This window comes from Streptomyces sp. CB02980 (assembly GCF_014451325.2).
Classification (GTDB): Bacteria; Actinomycetota; Actinomycetes; order Streptomycetales; family Streptomycetaceae; genus Streptomyces.
In genome coordinates, this window is sequence record NZ_JACSCH020000007.1 from 178,815 (window position 1) to 194,769 (window position 15,955).

Below are 15,955 nucleotides of genomic sequence, written 5' to 3' on the forward strand. Positions count from 1 at the left end.
GATGCGGCGCCATACGACTCGTACGACAAAAGGAATAGATGATGGCAAAAGGTGTGCACGGTTCCTCCCGGGCGCTCGGGGCGGTGCTCGTCGTCGCCGCCCTCGCCTCCGCCGCCACCGGCTGCTCCGAAAGCGCCCAGCCGGACCGCGGCGCGCCCGCCCCCGCCGCCGGGCAGCAGGCGCGGGCCCAGGAGCAGGGCGCGGCCGGGGCGCTCAACGCGTACGTCGAGAGGGTCCACAAGCAGCGCGCCGCCCGCGTGCTCGCCGCCAAGAAGTGGGGCCTCGCCAAGCCGCCGCTCGAAGCCCCGGCCCCGCCCGCCGTCAAGCCGAAGATCACCACCCGCAAGGGCTTCGAGACCGACGGCGAAGACCTGCCGCCCGTCTTCACCACCGTCCCGACCAAGCAGAAGATCGTCTTCCTGACGATCGACGACGGCTCGGAGAAGGACCCCGAACTGCTGCGGATGATGAGGGAGCTGAAGATCCCCTACAGCGCCTTCCTCAGCGACTACGTCGTCAAGGACGACTACGGCTACTTCGCCCGGATGCAGAAGTCGCAGGAGGTGGGGGTGTCCCTGCACAACCACACCCTCAACCACCGCTACCTGCCCGGACTCTCGTACAAGCAGCAGAAGCGCGAGATCTGCGGCATGCAGGACGTCATCGAGAAACGATTCGGCAAGCGGCCCCCGCTGTTCCGTCCGCCGTACGGCAACTACAACGAGGACACCCTGCGCGCCGCCAAGACCTGCGGCGTCAAGGCCGTCCCGCTGTGGGCGGCGGAGGCCTTCCCCGACCACATGGAGTGGCGCGAGTGGGACCGGGACCTGCACCCGGGCGACATCGTCCTCACCCACTTCCGGGGCAAGGGGGACTGGAAGGGCAGCATGGCCGACATGGTCCGCCGGGTGATGAACGTGATCACGGCCAAGGGGTACGCGGTCGCGAAGCTCGAGGACTACGTGTGAGCGGACGGCGGGCGCTGCCCCTCCTGGCCGCCGTCCTCGTGCTGGGGCTGACCGGCTGCGCCTCGACCGTGGACTCGATCGAGCGGCTCGGCCGGAAGGCGGCCGAACGCGTCGGCCCCCGCGACGCGAAGCCGGCGGCGCCGGCCGACCGTGCCTCGACGGAGCTGTTGCCGGCGCCGGGCGTCCGCGGTCGATGAGGCCCCCGCGCCGCCGCGGCGGAACCGCCACGGGTGAGGAATTGGCACTCCGCTTGACCGAGTGCTAATCGCGGTCATAGTCTCGGCTCTGGCACTCACCACTGGAGAGTGCCAACAGAGCGACGGGCAGGTCCGGCACCCGCGACGACGGATCCACCTGGTCGCCACCTCAGACAGTTAACCCCGAGATCTCCGAAGGGGGAGGTCGGATCGTGACGACCACCAGCTCCAAGGTTGCCATCAAGCCGCTCGAGGACCGCATTGTGGTCCAGCCGCTCGACGCCGAGCAGACCACCGCCTCTGGCCTGGTCATCCCGGACACCGCCAAGGAGAAGCCCCAGGAGGGCGTCGTCCTGGCCGTGGGCCCGGGTCGCTTCGAGAACGGCGAGCGTCTGCCGCTCGACGTCAAGACCGGCGACATCGTGCTGTACAGCAAGTACGGCGGCACCGAGGTGAAGTACAACGGCGAGGAGTACCTCGTCCTCTCGGCTCGCGACGTGCTCGCGATCGTCGAGAAGTAATTCACCGACGTACCGAAGTACCTGAAGTACCGAGCACCCAGCAGATGCTCAGAGCTGCGCCCCGAGGCCCCTTCCAGGCGCCCCGGGGCGCGGTTCGTTCCACCCCGATTCCGAGAGGGCTGAACCGCTCCCATGGCGAAGATCCTGAAGTTCGACGAGGACGCCCGTCGCGCCCTTGAGCGCGGCGTCAACAAGCTTGCCGACACGGTGAAGGTGACGATCGGCCCCAAGGGCCGCAACGTCGTCATCGACAAGAAGTTCGGCGCCCCCACCATCACCAACGACGGTGTCACGATCGCCCGCGAGGTCGAGCTCGAGGACCCGTACGAGAACCTCGGCGCCCAGCTGGTGAAGGAGGTGGCGACCAAGACCAACGACATCGCGGGTGACGGCACCACCACCGCCACCGTGCTCGCCCAGGCCCTGGTCCGCGAGGGTCTGCGCAACGTCGCCGCGGGTGCCTCCCCGGCCGCCCTGAAGAAGGGCATCGACGCCGCCGTCAAGGCCGTCTCCGACGAGCTGCTCGCCACCGCGCGCCCGATCGAGGACAAGTCCGACATCGCCGCCGTCGCCGCGCTCTCCGCGCAGGACCAGCAGGTCGGCGAGCTCATCGCCGAGGCGATGGACAAGGTCGGCAAGGACGGTGTCATCACCGTCGAGGAGTCCAACACCTTCGGCCTGGAGCTCGACTTCACCGAGGGCATGGCCTTCGACAAGGGCTACCTGTCCCCGTACATGGTGACCGACCAGGAGCGTATGGAGGCCGTCCTCGACGACCCGTACATCCTGATCAACCAGGGCAAGATCTCCTCGATCCAGGACCTGCTGCCCATCCTGGAGAAGGTCATCCAGGCCGGCGCCGGCAAGCCGCTCCTGATCATCGCCGAGGACGTCGAGGGCGAGGCCCTGTCGACCCTGGTCGTGAACAAGATCCGTGGCACCTTCAACGCCGTGGCCGTCAAGGCTCCCGGCTTCGGTGACCGCCGCAAGGCCATGCTCGGCGACATCGCCACCCTCACCGGTGCGACCGTCATCGCCGAGGAGGTCGGCCTCAAGCTCGACCAGGCCGGCCTGGACGTGCTCGGCACCGCCCGCCGCGTCACCATCACCAAGGACGACACCACGATCGTCGACGGTGGCGGCGACTCGTCCGAGGTGCACGGCCGCGTCAACCAGATCAAGGCCGAGATCGAGTCCACGGACTCCGACTGGGACCGCGAGAAGCTCCAGGAGCGCCTCGCGAAGCTGGCCGGCGGCGTGTGCGTGATCAAGGTCGGCGCCGCCACCGAGGTGGAGCTGAAGGAGAAGAAGCACCGCCTCGAGGACGCCATCTCGGCGACCCGCGCCGCGGTCGAGGAGGGCATCGTCTCCGGCGGTGGCTCCGCGCTCGTCCACGCGGTCAAGATCCTCGAGGACAACCTCGGCAAGACCGGCGACGAGGCCACGGGTGTCGCGGTCGTCCGCCGCGCCGCCGTCGAGCCGCTGCGCTGGATCGCCGAGAACGCCGGCCTCGAGGGCTACGTCATCACCTCGAAGGTGGCGGAGCTCGACAAGGGCCAGGGCTTCAACGCCGCGACCGGCGAGTACGGCGACCTGGTCAAGGCCGGCGTCATCGACCCGGTGAAGGTGACGCGCTCCGCACTGGAGAACGCCGCCTCGATCGCCTCCCTCCTCCTCACCACCGAGACCCTCGTGGTGGAGAAGAAGGAAGAGGAGCCGGCGGACCACGGCCACGGTCACGGCCACTCGCACTGACGCGTGCCGTAACTGATCACTGAGGCCCGGTGCCCCCGTCGCGGGGGCACCGGGCCTCGGCGTTCCTCCCCGCCGCCCCTCGGCGTTCCTCCGCGCTAAGCCTCGACGGCGCCGAGCTGCCCCATCAGCCCGAGCATGTCGTACTGCCACCACCCCTCGACGATCTTCCCGTCGTCCCGGAAGCGGTGGATGATCACTCCGGTCATGGTCACGTCGATACCGGTGGGCTGGAGCCCCATGAAGTCGCCGTTGTGGGTCGCCTTCCAGGTCCACCGGGTGCAGACCCGGTCGCCCTCGGCGATCTGGTCGTCGACGGTGAAGGCGAAGTCGAAGCCGCCGCGCCACATCTCCACCTCGCGCCGGAACGCGTCCATGCCGATGGTGTCCTGGGCGTTGGCCGGATTGCGGAAGTGGCACCCCTCGGCGAGCAGCTCGTCGAGCAGCGCGAGCTCCGGCTCGGTCGCGATCATCTCCAGGAAGCGCCGGGCGTTGTTCTTGTACATCGCCTCGTCCCGGACCACGTCCAGGTCCGTGAACGTCGGCATCTCGTCACAGAGCGCGACCATCTCCCGGAAGATCCGGTCGGTCTCGGGAAGCTGCGAGTTCCGCATGGCCACGTCGTAGGACGGGAACTCCACGATCTCCACGAGATGCGAGGAATCCGCCCGGTCCCTGCCGAGAATGCTGTGTGTGGCGGTCCGCTTGCCCTTGGTCTGCTCGATCCACCGGTCCATGAGCCGGCTCATGTCGTCGATCCGGCTGGTCTTGAAGTCGATGATCTGCGTGAACGTCATGACGCCTCCCGACCCAGGTGGGATCTCTCCAGTCTAGGTTGGGCGCATGGAGCGGGCAGGGGGAGAGCGGCCGGTCACCGTCGACAACGGCGAGGGAATCGTGGTGGTCGGCTCCCACAACCGGATCACGGTCGGGGCGGGGGAGGCGGTCCGCTCGGCCTACCGGGAGCAGGTCCGCCGGATCGCCCCGCCGGAACTCGTCGGCCGGGAGGAGGAGTCGGCAGAGCTGGCCGCGTTCTGTCGCGCCGACTCGGGGCCTGCGTACGTGCATTGGCGCGCGGACGCGTGGGCGGGGAAGACGGCGCTGATGGCGTGCCTCGCCCTCGACCCACCGCCGGGAGTACGGATCGTCCCCTTCTTCGTCACCGCCCGACTCGGTGCCCAGAACGACGTCGCCGCGTACACGGACGTCGTCCTGGAGCAACTCGCGGAACTGGCGGGCGAGGGCCTGCCGGCACTACTGACGGCCGCGACGCGTGAGGCCCACCTGCTCCGGCTGTACGCCTCGGCGGCCGAGGCGTGCGCGGCGCGGGGCGAGCGACTCGTCCTCCTCGTGGACGGGCTGGACGAGGACCGGGGCGTGACGACGGGAGCGGATGCCCACTCGATCGCGAGCCTGCTGCCGTACGACCTCCGGGTGATCGTCGCGGGCCGCCCGAACCCGCCGCTCCCGGCCGACGTCCCCGAGGACCATCCGCTCCGGGCCGCGGTCGTACGAACCCTGACACCCTCGCCGAGGGCCCGCGCGATCCGCACGGACGCGGAACGCGAGCTGAAGCGTCTCCTGGAGGCGGGCGGTCTCCCGTACGCCCTGCTCGCCCTGCTCACGGCGGCGGGGGGCGGCCTCACGGCGGACGACCTCGCGGAGCTGACGGAGGGAGTGCCGTACCGGGTGCGGGACGTGCTGCGGACGGGCCCGGGGCGGACCTTCGCGGTACGGGGCGAAACGTACCTGCTCGCGCACGAGGAACTGGTCACCGGAGCGCGGGAGATGCTGGGGAAGCGGGAACTCGCCCGGTGGCGGGCGGTGCTGCACACGTGGGCGGACGGCTGGCGGCAGCGGGGCTGGCCGGAGGAGACCCCGGACTACCTGTTGCACGGGTACGCGCCGATGCTGCGGGCGGAAGGGGACGTCGAGCGGCTGGTGGACTGCGCGGGGGACGGGCGGCGGCACGAGCGGCTGCTGGCCGTGACGGGCGGTGACGCGGCGGCGCTTGCCGAGATCGGGGCGGCGGAGGACGCGGTCCTGGCCGAGGCCGGCCGTGCGGACTCGGTGGCGGCCGCGTGGGGGCTCGCGACGGCCCGGGCGCGGCTGCTGCGGGACGGCGGAAGCGTGCCGATCTCCCTGCTGCCGGGCTGGGTGGGTGTCGGGCGGCCGGACCGTGCCGTGGCGCTCGCCCGGAGCATGGAGGGGCCCCGTGTCGTCGCAGGACTGTGCGTGGTGGCGGAGAAGCTGCTGGACGCGGGGGCGCGGGCGTGGGCCGAGGCGCTTGCCGACGAGGCGGAGCCACGGGCGGCGAGCTTTTCGAACATCGTTCCTCCCGTCGCGGGGGACGCCCTCCCCCTGCTGCTCGTCCGGCTCGGCGAGCATGAGCGGGCGGAACGGTTGGTGAGGACGACCCACGCCCGCGTGGTCCCCCGCTCCCGCCGGGTACTGGTGGACCTCCTGCTCGCGGCGGGGCAGTACCGACGGGCCGTCGCCCTCGTGGAGGAGGAGACCGACCCGAGCAGCCGGCCCGCCCTGCGGACCGCCGTCGTGGAGGCCCTGGTCCGGGACGGTCGCATCGACGAGGCGGTACAGGAGGCGTACCGGGGTGAGCAGGAACCGGGCGGGCGGGTGGTGGTGCTGCTCGGGGCCTCGGTCGCGCTGCGTGCGGCCGGTCACCGGGACGCGGCGGAGCGCCTGCTGAACGGCGCGGCGGTGCGCCGGGAGCGCCTGGACGGCAGACAGGTCGCGAGGTTCGGCGGGGCGGTGATCGACGCTCTCTTCGCCGCCGGGGAGACCGAGGCGGCGCGGGCCGCCGGCGTGGGGAATGAGGCTTTCGCGTACGCCGTCGCGTTGGTGAAGCACGGCCGGTGGGACGAAGCCCTGGAGGTCGCCGGGAGCCTGGACGCCCACGCCAGGGAGTCCGTGCACGGGCGCGTCGCCCGCGAGCTCGCCCGGGCCGGTGCCGTCGAGCGGGCCATGGCTCTGGCCTCGGCCCTGGAACCGGCCACGGAACCGCGCCGGCACACGGACGATCCCTGGCCCGCTCTCGCCGGGGCCCTGCTGGCCCGTGGGGACCTGGACGCCGTCGCCCCGCTGTGCGGACGGCTCGGGGAGAGCCGGGAGGTGTCCTGGAGCACGTCCGGGGAGAGCGCCGGCGGCCTCCGGGTGCTCCGAGCCCTTCTGCGCCGGCTGATCGCGGAGGGAGCGGTCGACCGGGCCCGCGCGGTGATGAGGGACGTCGGGGAGAACACGGCGGGCCTCGCCGTGTTCGCGGAGGCGCTGTACGAGGCGGGCCACGCCGGTGAGGCGCGGCTCCTGCTCGCGGCGGAGGAGAGGAGGGTGCGCGTACCCCCGCGCGCGGCCCTGGTCGGGGATCTGGTGGCGCTCACCCGGGCCCTGGCGGAGGCCGGGCGGCGCGACGAGGCGGTGGACCTGCTCCGGGCCGTGGAGAACGAGCCGGGTTCGGTGCCGCGCGACGTCGCCCTCGCGGCGCTCGCGGCGGGGCGGCCTGAGTGGGCGGAGACGTTCGCCCGGGTGGACCCGGGGACCGAGCACGACCTGTGCTCCCGCCTCGTCAGGGCCTACGCGGCCGAGGGGGATTTCGACCGGGCCCTGCGGCTGGTCGAACATCCGGGCGCGAGGGGGAGTCTCGCCCAGGAGGCGGCCATGGCCTTCGCGGGCGTCGGTGCCCGGGAGCGGGCGGAGGAGCTGGTGTCGCGCTCGCCCGAGGCGCCGAACGTCGTGGAGGTGTACGCGCGGATGGCGCTGGCGTGCGTACGGCAGGGGTTTCGCGAGGACGCCGAGCACTTCCTGGCCGCCGCCCGCGCGAGAACGCTCGACGGGCCCGCGGCGCTGGACCTCCTGCGAGCCGAGTGCGCCCTGGAACCGGCGAACGCGGCCGCCTTCGGCGCCGAGGTCTTCGCCCGGTTCCCGTGGCTGAGAACCTCGCCCGAAGCGCTCGTCGCCATCGGTTCCCACGACGAGGTACTGGCTCGCTTCCGGGAGCAGCCGCACGGCTATCCGGGACGATGGTCCGTCACCGTGGTCACCGAGCTGCTGCGGGCCGCCCGGTACGACCACGCCGCAGCCCTCCTCGACGGCATGCACCACGTCGGCCCGCCCTGCGGCGAGGCCTACGCCCTCCTGGCCCGGGCCGAGCCCGATCCCGTACGCGCCCGGCGCTGGGCCGTTCTCGCGCTGCGGCTCGGGGAACGGCCGGCCGTGCTGCCGGCCGTGCTCGCCGTCGCGCCCGAAGCGGTCCCGCTCGTCCTTGCCGAGGCCGACCGCCTACGCCGAGCGCTGGAGGTCTGACGCCCTTACCTCCTCCGCGAACGGTTCGCCCCGGACGTACCGCCCCACCTCATCGAGCGCCTGGTCCGTCATGCGGTGGAGTTCGTTGCCCAGGGAGCCCGCCACGTGCGGGGTGAGCAGGACGTTCGGGAGGGTGTAGAGGGGGGAGTCGGGGGGTGGGAGCTCCGGGTCCGTGACGTCCAGGGTCGCGTGGAGGCGGCCCGAGGTCAGGTGGGGGAGGAGGGCGCGCTCGTCGATCAGGGAGCCTCGGGACGTGTTGATCAGGGTCGTTCCGTCGCGCATCGCCGCCAGTTGGGGCGCGCCGATCATGTGGGTCGTGGACGGGAGCTGGGGGGCGTGGACCGAGACGACCGTGCTCCGGGCGCACAGGTCGCCGAGGTCGGTCACCAGTTCCACCCCGGGGGGCGGGACGTCGACGTACGGGTCGTACAGGAGGATCTCGATGTCGAAGGGGCGCAGCAGGTCGATCACCCTGCGGCCGATCCGGGACGCGCCCACGATGCCGACCGTGCGGCGGTAGTTGCCCCAGGTGGCGGACTCGGTGAGCCAGGCGTGGTCGGCGCGGAGTTCGGCGTACCGCTGGGCCGAGCCGAGGACCCGTTTCCCGGCGAAGAGGATCGCGGCGAGCGTGTACTCCGCGACCGGCAGCGCGTTGGCCGCGGCGGCCGAGGTGACGCGCAGGCCGCGGTCCCAGCAGGCCTCGGTGATGTGGTGCTTGACCGAGCCGGCCGCGTGGACGACCGCCCGCAGGCGCGGTGCGCGGTCCAGGACGTCGGCGGTCAGCGGGGTCGCTCCCCAGCAGGTGAGGAGGATCTCGGCCTCGGCGAGCGCGCCGGTGGTCCGCGGGTCCCGGGACGTCAGGTCGTGGGCGACCAGGTGCGGGTCCGTGCGGGTGAGCGTGCCGAGGCGGGTGCGGTGGCTGTCCGTGAGGAGGCGTTCGGCCACGCCCTCGCCCATCGCGAGCAGCAGTGCGGGGCGGTTGTCAGTAGTCGGGTGCATCGTTGTACCTGAGCTCCTCACTTGACGCTGCCGGCCGTCAGACCGGCCTTCCAGTGGCGCTGGAGGGAGACGAAGGCGACGACGAGGGGGACGACGGCGAGCAGGGATCCGGTGACGACGAGGGGGTAGAAGTCGGGTTCGCCGTGGGCGTTGCTGTTCCACGCGTACAGGCCGAGGCTCAGGGGGTAGAGCTTCTGGTCCGACAGCATCACCAAAGGGAGGAAGAAGTTGTTCCAGACGGCGGTGAACTGGAAGAGGAAGACGGTCACGAAGCCGGGCATCACCATGCGCAGACCGATGGACCAGAAGACGCGCAGCTCGCCGGCCCCGTCGATACGGGCTGCCTCCAGGGCCTCGTCGGGGATGTAGCCGGCGCAGAAGACCCGGGACAGGTAGACGCCGAAGGGGTTGACGAGGACCGGGATGAGGACGGCCCAGTAGGTGTTGACGACGCCGACCTCGCTGGCCAGGAGGTACATCGGCAGGGCGAGCGCGGTGGTGGGCACGAGCACGCCCAGGAGGACCAGGCCGAAGAGCTTCTCCTTGCCCCGGAAGTCGTAGACGTGGAAGGCGTATCCGGCGGCGACGCTGACGAACGAGCAGGCGAGGGCGCCGAGTCCGGCGTACAGCAGGCTGTTCGCGTACCAGTGGAAGTAGATGCCGTCGTTGTACTCGGCGAGCCGGGTGAGGTTGCCGCCCAGGTCGAAGCCCTCGAAGGAGAAGGCGTTTCCGGCGAGGAGACCGCCGGCGTCCTTGGTGGCGGCGGTCAGCAGCCAGACCAGCGGGAAGAGCATGTAGACGACGGCGAGGACGAGGGCGCCGTTGACGGCCGCCTTGGAGAGCCAGACGGAGCCGGTGCGGGGTCGGCCGTTCATGCCGTGCGCTCCTTCCCGGCCTTGCGGCGGCCCGTCATCCGCGTCACCGCGAACGACAGCAGCGCCGCCGTCAGGGCGAGGAGTACGGACGCCGCCGCGGCGAGCCCGTAGTCGTTGCGGTCGAAGGCCGCGGTGTAGGCGTACATGTTCGGCGTCCAGGTGGAGGTGACGGAGGAGCCCGTGCCCTTGTTGAGGATCAGCGGCTCGGTGAAGAGCTGGAGGGAGCCGATGATCGTGAAGAGGCCGACCATCGCGAGCGAGGCCTTGACGAGCGGGACCTTGACGGAGAAGGCGATGCGCCAGGCGCCGGCCCCGTCGACGGTGGCCGCTTCGAGGACGGAGCGGTCGATGGCCTGGAGGGCCGCGTAGAAGATGACCATGTTGTAGCCGAGCCACTCCCACAGCGCGATGTTGACGATGGAGGGCAGGGCGCCCTCGGGGGAGAAGAAGTCGAAGCCGATGCCTCCGGCCTCCATGGCCTGGACGACCGGGCTGAGCTGGGGCGTGTAGAGGTAGACCCAGATCAGCGCGGCGATGATGCCGGGGACGGCGTGCGGCAGGAAGAGCGCGAGCTGGAAGAAGCGGCGGGCGCGGGCGAGCGCCGAGTCGAGCAGGAGGGCGAGGCCGAGGGCCCCGGCGAGCAGCAGCGGGATGTAGAGCAGGCAGTATCCGAGCAGGACGCCGAAGCCCTCGCGGAAGGCCCGGTCACCCAGCGCCGCGGTGTAGTTGTCGAGGCCGGTGAAGACGGTCTCGGTGCCGCCGAAGCCCAGTCCGGACTGCTTCTCGGTGAAGAGGCTGAGCCAGACCGCGTATCCGATCGGCACCACCATCACCGCGGTGAACAGCAGGAAGAACGGGGTCAGCAGGATCGTGGCGGCGCGGGTGCGGGCCTTCATCCGGTCAGCCCTCGACCTTCAGGCCGCGCTTGCCGAGTTCGGCGACGGTGGCGTCGTGACCGGCCTTGACGGCGTCGGCGATGCCGGGGCCGCCCTGGGTGATCTTGCCGAAGTGGTCCTTGATGGTGGTGTTGGTGGTGCCGGTGGTCGGGCCCCAGGCCCAGTTCGGGCTGATGGAGGCACCCGCGGCCTCGAAGAGGGCGTAGATGTCCTGGCCGCCGTAGTAGCTCGCGTCGAAGGCCTTCTTGGCGACGGGGCGCAGCGCGGTGGCGGCGGGGAAGGCGGAGGAGGTGCCGGAGGCGATCCGGGCCTTCACGCCGGCCTCGGTGGTGGACATCCACTCGGCGAAGGTGACGGCCGCGGCCTGCTGCCTGCTGTCCTTGGTCACGGCGAAGGAGGTGCCGCCGAGCATGCCGCTGGCGGGCTTGCCGTCCCAGCTGGGCATCGGGGCGACGCCCCACTTGCCGTCCTGCTCGGGCAGGGTGCCCTTGAGGACGCCCGCGCCCCAGGAGGCGCCGAGGTAGCCGATGGTGGTGCCGTTCTTGAGGGAGCCGGTCCACTCGGGGCTGAAGGAGGCGTTCTTGTGGACGAGCCCGGCGTCGAGGAGGCCCTGCCAGTAGCCGGCGACCTTGGTGGTGGCCGCGTCGGTGGTGTCGATCTTCCAGGTGTCGTTCTCGGCCTTGAACCACTGGGCGCCGGCCTGCCAGGCCATCGCCTCGAAGGTGGTCGGGTCGTCGGGGAAGAAGGTGGCGATACGGGCCTTGGCGTCGGCCTTCTTGACCTGCTCGGCGGCCTTCTTGAACTCGTCCCAGGTGGTGGGGACCTGGACCTTGTACTTCGCGAAGAGGTCCTTGCGGTAGAAGAAGGCCTGCGGGGCGGCGTCGAAGGGGACGGCCCAGGACTTGCCGCCGAGGGTGGTGAGTTCGACGGTCTGCGGGAGCAGCTTGGCGCGGTCGGCCTCGGTGAACTCGCCGCCGATGTCCTTGAGGGCGCCGGAGCTCACGAACTCGGGGAGCGAGGAGTACTCGATGGAGACGAGGTCGGGGGCGTTGCCGGCCTTCACGGCGTTGGAGATCTTGGCGTAGCCGCCGGCGGTGCCGGAGGGGATCTCCTCGAACTTCACCTGGATGTCGGTGTGGGAGGCGTTGAAGGCGTCGACGACGTCCTTGGAGCCCTTGGCCCAGCCCCAGAAGGTGATGGTCACGGGCCCGTTCGGCTTGTTCGCCGTGTTGTTCGCTGTGTCGTCACCGCTGCCGCCGCAGGCCGTGAGTACGGCGAGGGCGGTGGCGGTGCCGGCTATGACACGGGACGTTCTGCTCCAACTACGGGTCACGGCACGACTCCTGAAGGGCGGCGGCGGGGAGGTTGTGGCCGTGATCCTGTGACCGTTCATGACCGAAGTCAAGAGCGAAAGATTGATTGATCGAAAAAAGATCAGACGTAAGTCGGTCGGGACTCAGCCGGAGGACGTCGTGCGCGCCCCGCACGAGTCCCGGACCCGCAGCCTCGGCAGCAGCCCCAGATGGCGCCGCGCCGCGTCCTCGTCCGCGCTCTCCGTCAGCCGCTCCACCAGGAGTTCCGTGGCGTGCCGCCCCACCTGGCGCTTCGGCGGCGCCACCGCCGTCAGCGGCGTGTCGGCCAGCGCGGCGACCTCGTCGTCGTACGCGATCAGGGCCAGGTCCTGCGGCACCCGTACGCCCAGTTCGGCGAGGCGCTGCACGATCTCGATCGCGTCCACGTCGTTGTGCACCAGGGCCGCGCTCGCCAGGCCGGACCCGACCGCCTCGTGCAGCGCCCGTACCGCCCGCTCGAAGCCCTCCGGATCCGCCTCGGCCGGCACGGAGTCGATGACCGGCCGGGGCTCCGCGAGGCCCAGGGTGCCCAGCGCCTCGGCGTATCCGGCGCGCACCGCGAGCGCGGTCGGCGAGTCCCGGCGCGCCACCAGCAGCGGGGTCGCGTGGCCGAGGGCGAGCAGGTGGCGCAGGGCGAGCAGGACGCCGTGGGCGTGGTCGGAGGCGACCCGGTCGAGGCCGTCCAGCGGGCTGCCGGGTTCGGCCCGGCGCTCCAGGAGCACGGCCGGTACGGGCAGTTCGGCCAGCCAGTCCCCGTACGCACGCTGGTCCTCCGGCCCCCGCCAGCCCGGTGCGACGAGGACGCCCTCGGCGCCGGCCGTGAGCAGCCCCTCGGTGCGGGCCCGGTCCTCCTCCGGCCGGTAGTCCGAGACGCGCAGCACGAGCCGGGCGCCGGCGCGGGCGGCCGCCTCGTGCGCACCGCGGATGACCTCGGCGAAGTAGTACGTGGCGGAGGGGGCGAGCAGGCCGAGGACCAGGCCCTCGCCGGTCCGTCCGCCGCCCGGGGTGCCCCGCCGCTCGGGCCAGGACACCTGGCCGTGCACCCGGTCGAGCAGGCCCCGGCCGGCCAGGAGTTCGACGTCCCGGCGGGCGGTGACGGGGGAGACCCCGAGCCGCTCGGCCAGTTCGGCGACGCGGGCGGTGCCGCGTTCGCGCACCAGGGCCAGCAGTCGGTCGTGTCGTTCGGCAGCACTCTCGCGCACGGCGCAGTTCCCCCTCGCGGTGGTGGTGGTTCCCCGACCTTAGATCACACGTGGCCCCTGAATGATCGAACGGAAGAAATTTCGATCATTCGCTCCGATTCTCTTGACGTTCGATCGGAGCCTGTTCAGGATTCCCGGCGACGGAGTCGTCACCGCGGGGAGCCCGAGGAAGTTCCCGAGGAAGCCCCAGGGAGCCACAGGGAGCATCATGCCCACGCCGCCCGAGAACCGTGAGCTCAGCCCGTACACCGGCTGGACCCGTGCCCACTGGGAGGCCGCGGCCGACCGACTCCTCCTGGCGGTCCGCCCGTTCGCCTCGCCGCGGCACGGACTGATCGATCTGCCGGGCCCCCGCCCCAGCTGGTCCGGAGCCCGCTCCGACGGCCTGGAGGGCTGGGCCCGCACCTTCCTCCTCGCGGCGCTCCGGGTCGCGGGCGCCCGGGGCGAGGACCCGCACGGGCATCTCGACCGGTACGCGGAAGGGCTCGCCGCCGGGACCGCGAAGCCGGGACGTGCGGACGAGGACTCCTGGCCCCTCACCACCGACACCCGTCAGGCCATCGTCGAAGCGGCCTCCGTCGCCCTCGGCCTCCGCCTCACCCGCCCCTGGCTCTGGGACCGGCTCGACGACCGCACCCGCGAGCAGGTCGTCGAATGGCTCCGCCCCGCCCTCGGCCCGTCGCCCGTCGACAACAACTGGTGGCTCTTCGGCCTCACCGTCGCCGGTTTCCTCCAGGACGCCGGCGTCGACAGCGACCGGGCCGCCGCCACCGTCGACCGCTCCCTCGCCAGGATCGATGACTGGTACCTCGGCGACGGCTGGTACAGCGACGGCGACAACCGCGCCTTCGACCACTACAACGCCTGGGCCCTGCACTTCTACCCGGTCCTCCACGCCCACCTCGCCGGAGACCGGGAGCTCCTCGACCGGTACGGGCCCCGCCTGCGCGCCCATCTCGACGACTACGTCCACCTCTTCGACGCCGACGGCGCACCCCTCCCGTACGGGCGCTCCCTGATCTACCGCTTCGCCGCGGCCGCCGCCCCCTGGCTCGGCACCCTCACGGGGCACACCCCGCTCACCCCCGGCGCCACCCGCCGGCTCGCCTCCGGCACCCTGCGGTACTTCCTCGACCGCGGCGCCACCGACCCGAACGGGCTCCTCACGCTCGGCTGGCACGGCCCGTACGCGCCCCTGGTCCAGGAGTACTCGGGACCCGGCTCCCCGTACTGGGCGTCCAAGGGCTTCCTCGGCCTCCTCCTGCCCGCCGGCCACCCCGCCTGGACCGACCGCGAGGAGCCGCTGCCGGCCGAACGCGCCGACACCGTCCGCCCCTTCGCCCCGGCCGGGCTGCTCGTCCAGACCACCGCGTCCGACGGACTCGTACGCCTCCACAACCACGGCAGCAACCATGTGCACAGCGCCGAGGCCGGCGAGGACGACCCCGGCTACGCCCGCCAGGCGTACGCGACCCGTACGGGACCCACCACCGGGCCGGCCCCCGCCGACAACCACTTCGCGCTGCTCTTCGAGGGGAAGCCGACCACTCGGGGCCCCGCCGCACCTGCCGGCACCGGCCCCGGCTGGGCCGCCTCCCGGCACACCCCGCACCCCGGCGTCCGGGTCGTCTCCGCGACCCTCGCCCGCGGCCGCGCGGAGGTCCGTGCCCACCTGGTCCTCGGCGCCCCCGAGGGGACGCCCGTACGGCAGACGGGCTGGGCCACCACCCCCGGAGGGCCGCACGCACAGCTGCACCCGGTGCACGGCTACCCCGCGGACCACGGAGCCGGCGGCCTCGCCACCGAACTCCCCACCGGGGAGACCCTCCAGGGGCCCGGCAGCCGCACCCTCGCCCTGCACGGCGCCACGAGCGGCCCGGCCACCCTCTTCGTCGCGCTCGCCTCACTCACCGCCGAGCCCGCCCCGGCCCCCGTCACGGACCTCGCGGCCGTCCGGGTCACCGGCCACATCCTTCACGTGACCTGGCAGGACGGCACCACCACGCGACTGGACCTCGACGCACTGGCCGGTTGAGCTGAGCGGACCTGGTGAGCGGGGCCGGGCGAGCGGGCCGGTTGAGCGGGGCCGGGCGAGCGGGCTACTTCGGCCCGTACTTCCTGCCCGCCTTGGAGGAGACCCCGCCGAGCAGCCCGCGCGGCGCCAGCTTCACCACACCCATGAGGGCCTTGTAGCGGGGGTCGGGGATCGACAGCGACTTCCCCCGGTCCAGATCCGCGAGCGCCGCCGTCACCAGCTTGTCCGCGTCGAGCCACATCCAGCCCGGGATGTTGTCCGTCCCCATGCCGGCCCGCTCATGGAACTCGGTCCGTACGAAGCCGGGGCAGAGCGCCATCAGCCGTACGCCGCTGCCCGCCAGGTCCCGGGCCGCACCCTGGGTGAACTGCACGACCCAGGCCTTCGACGCCCCGTAGGTGCCGCGGGGGACGAAGGCCGCCACCGAGGCGACGTTGACCACGGAGCCCCGCCGGCGCTCCTTCATCGAGGCGGCGGCCGCCGAGGTCAGCCGCAGTACCGCCTCGCAGTGCACCGTGAGCATCTTCAGCTCGTCGGCCATGGACACCTCAAGGAAGCGGCCCTTGTTGCCGAAGCCGGCGTTGTTCACGAGCATGTCCACCGGCTGCTTCGGGTCCGAGAGCCGGGCCTCGACGGCGGCGATGCCCTTCTCCTCGGCGAGGTCCGCCGCGAGCACCTCGGCCTCGATGCCGTGGCGGTCGTGCAGCTCGGTCGCCTGCTCCCGGAGCCGCTTCATGTCCCGGGCCACGAGCACGACATCGTGGCCGTCCGCGGCGAGCCTCCGTGCGAAAGCGGCCCCGATGCCCGCGGTGGCGCCCGTAATCAGTGCAGTCGTCATACG

13 protein-coding genes are annotated in these 15,955 nt (G+C 72.0%); 6 read left to right on the forward strand and 7 right to left on the reverse strand.

What is annotated here, in order from left to right; genetic code table 11:
- The first annotated feature begins 41 nt into the window (after window positions 1-41).
- The 4 genes from E0F75_RS17200 (at window position 42) to groL (ending at window position 3,441) form a co-directional block, all read left to right on the forward strand.
- On the forward strand, window positions 42-968 hold the full coding sequence (locus E0F75_RS17200; protein ID WP_187623385.1) for a polysaccharide deacetylase family protein: 927 nt from the start codon (window positions 42-44) through the stop codon (window positions 966-968).
- Window positions 965-1,165: a hypothetical protein gene (locus E0F75_RS17205; protein ID WP_187623386.1), complete on the forward strand. Its 201-nt coding sequence runs from the start codon at window positions 965-967 to the stop codon at window positions 1,163-1,165. The genes E0F75_RS17200 and E0F75_RS17205 overlap by 4 nt, the downstream gene beginning before the upstream one ends.
- Before the next feature lie 212 nt (window positions 1,166-1,377).
- The gene (groES, locus tag E0F75_RS17210) at window positions 1,378-1,686 is read left to right on the forward strand and encodes a co-chaperone GroES (RefSeq protein ID WP_017239619.1); all 309 of its coding nucleotides are present in this window, start codon (window positions 1,378-1,380) and stop codon (window positions 1,684-1,686) included.
- Between the two features lie 132 nt (window positions 1,687-1,818).
- Window positions 1,819-3,441 (forward strand): chaperonin GroEL, encoded by a 1,623-nt coding sequence (groL, locus tag E0F75_RS17215; RefSeq protein WP_187623387.1) that lies wholly within the window; start codon window positions 1,819-1,821, stop codon window positions 3,439-3,441.
- 95 nt (window positions 3,442-3,536) lie between these two features.
- Here the strand turns inward: groL and E0F75_RS17220 are convergent, their stop codons facing one another.
- A complete protein-coding gene (locus E0F75_RS17220; protein WP_187623388.1) occupies window positions 3,537-4,235 on the reverse strand; it encodes an ester cyclase in 699 nt (232 codons plus the stop codon).
- A gap of 46 nt (window positions 4,236-4,281) precedes the next feature.
- On the opposite strand from E0F75_RS17220, the gene E0F75_RS17225 reads away from it, so the two are divergent.
- Window positions 4,282-7,755 carry a hypothetical protein gene (locus E0F75_RS17225; protein ID WP_187623389.1) on the forward strand — a complete coding sequence of 1,158 codons (3,474 nt, stop codon included), beginning with the start codon at window positions 4,282-4,284 and terminating at the stop codon, window positions 7,753-7,755.
- Here E0F75_RS17225 and E0F75_RS17230 read toward each other — a convergent pair.
- The 5 genes from E0F75_RS17230 to E0F75_RS17250 all read right to left on the reverse strand — a co-directional run bounded on the left by E0F75_RS17230 (window position 7,732) and on the right by E0F75_RS17250 (window position 13,079).
- Window positions 7,732-8,754, reverse strand: coding sequence for a hydroxyacid dehydrogenase (locus tag E0F75_RS17230; RefSeq protein WP_187623390.1), 1,023 nt, complete (start codon window positions 8,752-8,754; stop codon window positions 7,732-7,734). The genes E0F75_RS17225 and E0F75_RS17230 overlap by 24 nt on opposite strands.
- Before the next feature lie 17 nt (window positions 8,755-8,771).
- Window positions 8,772-9,629: a carbohydrate ABC transporter permease gene (locus tag E0F75_RS17235; RefSeq protein ID WP_187623391.1), complete on the reverse strand. Its 858-nt coding sequence runs from the start codon at window positions 9,627-9,629 to the stop codon at window positions 8,772-8,774.
- On the reverse strand, window positions 9,626-10,525 hold the full coding sequence (locus tag E0F75_RS17240) for a carbohydrate ABC transporter permease (RefSeq protein WP_187623392.1): 900 nt from the start codon (window positions 10,523-10,525) through the stop codon (window positions 9,626-9,628). The genes E0F75_RS17235 and E0F75_RS17240 overlap by 4 nt, the downstream gene beginning before the upstream one ends.
- 4 nt (window positions 10,526-10,529) lie before the next feature.
- Window positions 10,530-11,858: an ABC transporter substrate-binding protein gene (locus E0F75_RS17245; protein ID WP_187623393.1), complete on the reverse strand. Its 1,329-nt coding sequence runs from the start codon at window positions 11,856-11,858 to the stop codon at window positions 10,530-10,532.
- 123 nt (window positions 11,859-11,981) lie between these two features.
- On the reverse strand, window positions 11,982-13,079 hold the full coding sequence (locus tag E0F75_RS17250; RefSeq protein WP_187623394.1) for a substrate-binding domain-containing protein: 1,098 nt from the start codon (window positions 13,077-13,079) through the stop codon (window positions 11,982-11,984).
- Window positions 13,080-13,287: 208 nt separating this feature from the next.
- On the opposite strand from E0F75_RS17250, the gene E0F75_RS17255 reads away from it, so the two are divergent.
- On the forward strand, window positions 13,288-15,114 hold the full coding sequence (locus E0F75_RS17255; RefSeq protein WP_187623395.1) for a DUF2264 domain-containing protein: 1,827 nt from the start codon (window positions 13,288-13,290) through the stop codon (window positions 15,112-15,114).
- 64 nt (window positions 15,115-15,178) lie between these two features.
- On the opposite strand, the gene E0F75_RS17260 is transcribed toward E0F75_RS17255, so the two are convergent.
- Window positions 15,179-15,952: an SDR family oxidoreductase gene (locus E0F75_RS17260; protein ID WP_187623396.1), complete on the reverse strand. Its 774-nt coding sequence runs from the start codon at window positions 15,950-15,952 to the stop codon at window positions 15,179-15,181.
- Between the last annotated feature and the right edge of the window lie 3 nt (window positions 15,953-15,955).

What these genes read in the sequence shown, in the direction of transcription:
- E0F75_RS17200 (WP_187623385.1), top strand. Translation starts at nt 42, where the DNA reads ATGGCAAAAGGTGTGCACGGTTCCTCCCGGGCGCTCGGGGCGGTGCTC.
- groL (WP_187623387.1), top strand. Translation starts at nt 1,819, where the DNA reads ATGGCGAAGATCCTGAAGTTCGACGAGGACGCCCGTCGCGCCCTTGAG.
- E0F75_RS17220 (WP_187623388.1), bottom strand. Translation starts at nt 4,235, where the DNA reads ATGACGTTCACGCAGATCATCGACTTCAAGACCAGCCGGATCGACGAC.
- E0F75_RS17225 (WP_187623389.1), top strand. Translation starts at nt 4,282, where the DNA reads ATGGAGCGGGCAGGGGGAGAGCGGCCGGTCACCGTCGACAACGGCGAG.
- E0F75_RS17230 (WP_187623390.1), bottom strand. Translation starts at nt 8,754, where the DNA reads ATGCACCCGACTACTGACAACCGCCCCGCACTGCTGCTCGCGATGGGC.
- E0F75_RS17235 (WP_187623391.1), bottom strand. Translation starts at nt 9,629, where the DNA reads ATGAACGGCCGACCCCGCACCGGCTCCGTCTGGCTCTCCAAGGCGGCC.
- E0F75_RS17240 (WP_187623392.1), bottom strand. Translation starts at nt 10,525, where the DNA reads ATGAAGGCCCGCACCCGCGCCGCCACGATCCTGCTGACCCCGTTCTTC.
- E0F75_RS17255 (WP_187623395.1), top strand. Translation starts at nt 13,288, where the DNA reads ATGCCCACGCCGCCCGAGAACCGTGAGCTCAGCCCGTACACCGGCTGG.
- E0F75_RS17260 (WP_187623396.1), bottom strand. Translation starts at nt 15,952, where the DNA reads ATGACGACTGCACTGATTACGGGCGCCACCGCGGGCATCGGGGCCGCT.